Origin of the sequence: Vibrio sp. 10N.247.310.98 (assembly GCF_041467395.1) — a bacterium.
GTDB classification, from domain to species: domain Bacteria; phylum Pseudomonadota; class Gammaproteobacteria; order Enterobacterales; family Vibrionaceae; genus Vibrio; species Vibrio crassostreae_C.
The window spans coordinates 23,117-29,116 of sequence record NZ_JBFSUL010000061.1 but is presented as its reverse complement, the minus strand read 5'-3'; the positions used below and the strand labels follow the sequence as shown (position 1 = coordinate 29,116).

At 42.5% G+C, this 6,000-nt stretch carries 4 protein-coding genes and 1 pseudogene; 4 read left to right on the top strand and 1 reads right to left on the bottom strand.

Features of this window, described 5'->3' with window-relative positions; genetic code table 11:
- Positions 1-1,083, bottom strand: a pseudogene (locus AB6E78_RS19125) (aspartate-alanine antiporter); the annotation flags it as partial.
- 471 nt (positions 1,084-1,554) lie between these two features.
- Between AB6E78_RS19125 and AB6E78_RS19120 the strand changes: the two are divergent.
- The 4 genes from AB6E78_RS19120 (at position 1,555) to AB6E78_RS19105 (ending at position 5,994) form a co-directional block, all read left to right on the top strand.
- Positions 1,555-1,767: a DUF1656 domain-containing protein gene (locus AB6E78_RS19120; protein ID WP_017059802.1), complete on the top strand. Its 213-nt coding sequence runs from the start codon at positions 1,555-1,557 to the stop codon at positions 1,765-1,767.
- A gap of 10 nt (positions 1,768-1,777) precedes the next feature.
- Complete coding sequence (locus AB6E78_RS19115) at positions 1,778-2,644, top strand: HlyD family secretion protein (protein WP_017059803.1); 867 nt, start codon at positions 1,778-1,780, stop codon at positions 2,642-2,644.
- 9 nt (positions 2,645-2,653) lie between these two features.
- Positions 2,654-4,009 carry an FUSC family protein gene (locus tag AB6E78_RS19110; protein ID WP_372133498.1) on the top strand — a complete coding sequence of 452 codons (1,356 nt, stop codon included), beginning with the start codon at positions 2,654-2,656 and terminating at the stop codon, positions 4,007-4,009.
- A 326-nt stretch (positions 4,010-4,335) separates the two neighbouring features.
- Positions 4,336-5,994, top strand: coding sequence for a hypothetical protein (locus AB6E78_RS19105; protein WP_372133501.1), 1,659 nt, complete (start codon positions 4,336-4,338; stop codon positions 5,992-5,994).
- The last annotated feature ends 6 nt before the right edge of the window (positions 5,995-6,000 follow it).

The window sequence follows — 6,000 nt, the reverse complement described above, 5'->3', positions numbered from 1 at the left end:
AACATCATTTTTCTTAACAACAAGGTCAGCGTGAACTGGGATTGATACACCTTCGCGAAGGTAGTCAGTCACATAAACACCACGGTAAGTGCCTTTGTTCGCTTCTGATTTGATTTGACCTAGTGTACGGCCAATCAGTTGTTTGTTGTCTGCGATAAGCTGACGGTTCTCTTCAATGACTTCGTACTCTTCTGGAAGCACAACTTCAGAGCCAACAGAGTCACCTTTCAACTGACCAATGGCTTTACGAGTACCTGTGATAACCAGAACATCGCCTTGTTGAAACTTAGTAAATTTGTCTGCTTCAATCGCTTTGCCATCACGCTCGATAACTTCGATGCATGCGTCTATTGAATCTTGATTGATTTGGGCTAGTGTCAAACCATTCACTTTGCTCTCTGCTTTGATTTCAAAAGCGCGAGTCTCAAGTTTTGTCATCGCATTGAATTCACCAGCACCAAGCTCTGCATTACCATCTGAGTTCGCTTCTGCCATTTTGATTGCTTCAGCGCGGATATCCCATTTCATTAGTGTTGGGAATACCCATGTCACCATTAGGATTGGACCTAGAGAACCGAAGATGTAAGTTACAGCGTAACCAACAGCAACGTTAGTTTGCATCAGATGTTTGGCTTCTTCAGACACACCACCCAAACGGGCGATCGCATCGCCTGCAGTACCAATGATCGCAGACTGAGTTAAACCACCGGCAGCTAGGCCCGCAGCAGTACCTCTATCTAAGTCAAACAACCACGCAGCGGCAAGTACACACAATAAGCCTGAAACCGTCATAACAACCGCAGACAACAGAATGTTGATGGTTCTAAAGTTAAGCGCTTTAAAGAATTGTGCGCCGCCTTGATAACCCACAGCATAAATAAAGAGCGCAAAGAAAATACTTTTTACGCCGGGATCAATCTGAACACCAAATTGCCCAATAATTACGCCCATTAATAATGTTCCGGCCACACCGCCTAAAACAAATCGGCCGATAGTAATTTTACCAACCATATAACCCAATGAGAGTGTAATAAATAGTGCGACAAATGGTGCCATGTCAAACAGATTAGAAATAATGTCCATGACAAATTTACTCTTGTTACTAAATATAAGGAGTAAATAATCTAACGAATAACTTAATAATGATATTTGTTGGATTATTCAAAATAAATAAAGCATCTCGTTGCTTCGAACCGAATATTAAGAACAAAAGGTTTTATTATGTAATCCCATTTGATGGATCAAATCATCACTTTAACTGTTCGCATAGTTTTTGAAGTGCAATTTACATCTTAAGTGATTATTTTAAATAGATTTATCTTAAACCGGCAAAAGTAGATGATTTTCGAAATCAATTTCAATTAAGTGTTTCCACTTCAAGAACGACAACCTACCTACCGTTGTTTTACTGGCTTACGGCTCTCAACAAAGAGGCAGTTGGCATAATCACCGAATAAAGTTGGATTTTGATGGGTACGATCCTCTATAAGCGATTATCACAATAAATCGAACTCCGTTACCGTTGCATTCATCAAACAAATAGAGAACAGAACCATGAATACCATGCCGCATGAGCTTGTGTGGGATGAAGTCTACTTCCCACCGCTGTTATTGGTTATCGCACTGGCTTACATACTGACAATGCTAACAGGGTCAATCGCGACACGGTTTGGCCTTCATAAGTACGTCGCCTTTCCTGCAATAGCAGAACTGAGCTTGATCGTGATTTTTACTGGCGCTATCGGCCATTTTATTACCATTTTTTGAGGCACTTACTGTGATCAAACGTTATCTCATCACACTTTTATTATTGGCTGCTGCGGGAACTGTGGTTTATAGCTATTACCAGTCGTACTCAAGTAACCCATGGACCAGAGACGGACAAGTCAGCGCTTATATCGTCTCGATTACACCTCGAGTCACGGGTCAAGTCATTGAAGTGCATGTCGAAGACAACTCGAAGGTAAAAAAAGGCGATCTTCTTTTTGAGATCGATCCGAGTATTTACAAGGCGACCTACAGAAAAGCACTTGCGACTCAAAAACAAGCATTTGCCCTACTCGCCAAAGCCAAAAACGAAGAGCAACGCGCGTTGAATTTAGAGAAAAGAACGCCCGGTGCCGTGCCCGTGCTGACACTAAACAACTTGAACAACGCGGTAGAAACCAGCGCCGCAAATGTCGAACTGGCAAAAGCGAACGTAGAAGAAGCACATCTCAACCTTGAGTACACCAAGGTATATGCGCCTACTAACGGCTATATCACCAATCTGAACCTACGTGTTGGCTCTCAAGTTGTCGCGAATTCACCTGTGGTTGCGCTAATTGATGAAGATAGCTTCTGGATTGAAGGTTATTTCAAAGAGACTGATTTAGTCGGTGTCGATGCTCAGGACACTGCTTATGTGACCTTAATGATGCACAACAATGTTCAGCTAGAAGGACATATCAAAAGTATTGGTTTTGGTATCGCGAAGCAAGACGGCAGCACAGGTAATGATTTATTGCCAAACGTGAATCCAAACTTCCAATGGATACGCCTAGCTCAACGCATCCCTATCAAAGTGAAGTTAGACAAAATACCAGAAGACGTACAACTGCGTGTTGGTATGACTGCCTCGATCAAAATAATCAAAAATAGCTAGGTGATTCTTATGTTCACTGCATCGACTAAAGACGCGATTAAAGTCGCACTCTCTATCGTTATCGCAATCTGCCTAGCGTTGTGGTTTGGTTGGGAAAAACCGTATTGGGCTGCGATAGCCGTCGCAGTGATGGCATTGAACGAGAGCTTCGCCCATTCAATAAACAAAGGCCATAACCGGTTAATGGGAACCTTGTTAGGGACCGGTTATGCCTTTTTCCTCATTGCGATGTTTTCACAAGATCGATTTTTGTTTCTAACATTTCTTACCGTGTTCTTAGGCACTTGTATTTTCATGTCTAGTGACGAGAAATACGGCTACATCTTTTCAATAGGATTTACCGTGTGTTCGATTGTTGCTTGTCTGGGCGGGTTTGATAACCAAACCACCTTTCACTTTGCTGTACTTAGACTTCAAGAAACACTATTAGGTGTTGTTGTGTTCTCTATTGTGTATCGCATCGTGTGGCCTGTGAATACTGAACTCAACTTTGTACAACGTTTCGAAACCAGTAAACAAGCGTTGTTAGATGCGATGGAAAAAACAGACAACATCGACATTGCCGCACTTGAAAGCAACACCGCGAATATTGATAAGCTGTATCAACTTTTAGATCTGCCACTGACCGGAAGCTACCACCTTAAAGAGAACATCCAAACATGGCGCTTGCGTATCGATGAAATGGTACATATCCAAGATACATTACTCAAACAAAGTAACAGCGAATCAGACTTAGATATCCAATGGGCAGTTCTTACTCACAACTTGAAGACGTTCGATGTATTAACACCAGAACAATCTCTTGTTGAGGGTGAACTCAATGTCATAGGTGATCATAAAGACGTGTCTTGGCATCATGCACATCGCACGTTTGTTGAACATTTGAATGAAGATGGGCGCAAAGTGCTGCAAGGCGTGTCGATGTTTATCACATCGCTGTTGGTTTGGATTTATCTTCCAGTTCCAGGTGGTTTCATATTTCCTATGTTAGCCGGTGTATTCTCTTCTATGGTGCCGACCATGCCACCAAGCGTTATTAAGGACGCTTTTTATGGTGTGTTGGGTACAGGGTCGGTGGTTCTGTTGCAATACATCTTTGTGATGCCATTAATGACAGAACTATGGGAGCTGGGACTATTCTACTTCCTTAACATTATGGTGATATGGAAAGTGTTCGCGACACCTAAGCTCATGGTACACCGAATATTGGGTATTAACTTATTAGTTGTTCTCACATCTGGTGCGCTCAACCTCACACCTGTTTATGGAATTGAAACGCCACTTTTGATGCTCGTAAACATTTTGATTATTCTGATGATAGCGAAGTTGTTTACTGATCTATTTAGAGTGAGGGTAACTGCTTAGAACTAAATGCGCTTAACAACTCACAACAAAACGGTCTGCCAAGTATTTTTACTTCACAGGCCGTTTTTTTATCTATTGAAAATCATTATAAATCAATTGATTAACGCTAATTATTACTAAGTGAGGATAGCGTCCATCAAAAGCGATTAACGCGATCTGCCACCTCCTCTTAAAATCCTCTCATTGATTGACGCAATGCATTTTTAGTCGCGACATTCACACTAGCAATCCTAACGGATAAATACATAACAACTGAACACGACGTTCAGTATTACATCGACTGTTTGAGTCTCGAAGGTTTGAGGCTACTCAGCGTGGGAACCGTCATGAGTTTTTTTGAAATACGCACCAGCGCCTGTAAGACCCATACTCTTTCTGTGTTGGCGATCGCCCTATTACTTACCACCCCCAATTTTGCGTCTGCGGCAGAAACCAATACTTACAGCGAAGTTATGGAAAAAGGTCGAGCACTATTTGACAAATATGGCATCAGTCATGATTTACCAAAGCTAGCAATCAGTTCGCTCGTACAGGGCGAACACCTAGTTGAACACGCACATCGAACCATACAAATTGGCGATGAGGTTCGTGACTCAAGCGTCTATCTGATAAAAAACACAGACAGCAAAGGCAACATCGACCTGCGCGTCAAATACAACCCGCAAGAGCTGGATGAAAACGAAAAACTGATCGATGAAATTGAAGAGTTTACGCGCACTGAGTATCGACTAAGAAATTATGCAGAAAGCTTCGATCCATCGTCAGTGAAAGTCAATGAAAAAGACAACGGCGACGTGACCATTAGCTTCAACTATTCGAAATACGGCTTACCACAAGACATCGCCTATTTCCGTTTCTTGAATGTTGATATTGAACTTGTAGGCGGCACACCAAAACGCATGGTAATCACCAACGACAAGCCATTTAATCTTGGTAAGTCAAAAGTCGATACCTATTACCAAGTGATTGATTTCCAAACGTTAGACTCTGGTAAAGTCGTTATTGAACGTAAGACAACTAACATCGAGGGTACGTCTAAAACGAAACCGATGACCATGAGCGCTGTAACTGAACCCGTCGCAATTTATGAAGACGACAACGGCGTTAATGTCCTGCATGAAGAGCGTCTAAAAGAAGTTTCAGATCCTCGTATGCAAGAAGCGAGTGTTAAGTTAGATCGAGTATTCCCTTTAATGGGTGACATGGTGCGTCGTCAAGGTATCGATTTGCCATTACCATTCGGTGTTTCAGTTGCTTATCGCAATCAAGACATGAACCTTCCTATGACCGATTACGTGATTGGCGGTGTGCGCTTGAATGACCTGTTCGACCCTGAAGATAGCGTTGCAACGGTTAAAGCAGAAAGTCTTTCAATACGTGGTGATGTGAATATTCTGCCGTTCTGGAATGTATTCGGATATGTAGGAAAGGTAAACGTTGACGCGAATGTTGATGCCTCTTACACCGGCGCTGCGGGAGAATATCTACAAGATAAACTCAATAACAAACTACCTGGTCTAGGTGACAAACTGTGCGAGGGCGTATCAGCACTGTGTAACAGTGGGCGTTTAAATGTACCACTGCATCTCGAATATGACTTACGCGGTGCGGGTACAACACTATCTGTTGGTTACAAAGAGTTCTTTGCATCACTGACCGGCACCTATTCACAAACCCGTCTGAAAGGGATGGATGATTGGGGTGACGGCATTGTCACGATTCAGCCAATGTTGGGCTACCAATTAGTTGATTATCGCGCTCAATTCTTCGTTGGTGCTGAATACCAAGGTTTAGATTCACGTATGCAAGGTACTGTAAAGACAGACGATATTGAGTTTGATTACGACGTTGGTGTCGACATTAACCAGTGGGCATTTTTAACCGGAGTCAACAAACAGATTGGCAAGCATTACAACATGACCGTGTTGTACAACAAAGGTGAAACTCGTTCGGCTGTGACATTGAACCTTGGCTATCGCTTCTAGAACGTT

What these genes read in the sequence shown, in the direction of transcription:
- AB6E78_RS19120 (WP_017059802.1), top strand. Translation starts at nt 1,555, where the DNA reads ATGAATACCATGCCGCATGAGCTTGTGTGGGATGAAGTCTACTTCCCA.
- AB6E78_RS19110 (WP_372133498.1), top strand. Translation starts at nt 2,654, where the DNA reads ATGTTCACTGCATCGACTAAAGACGCGATTAAAGTCGCACTCTCTATC.
- AB6E78_RS19105 (WP_372133501.1), top strand. Translation starts at nt 4,336, where the DNA reads ATGAGTTTTTTTGAAATACGCACCAGCGCCTGTAAGACCCATACTCTT.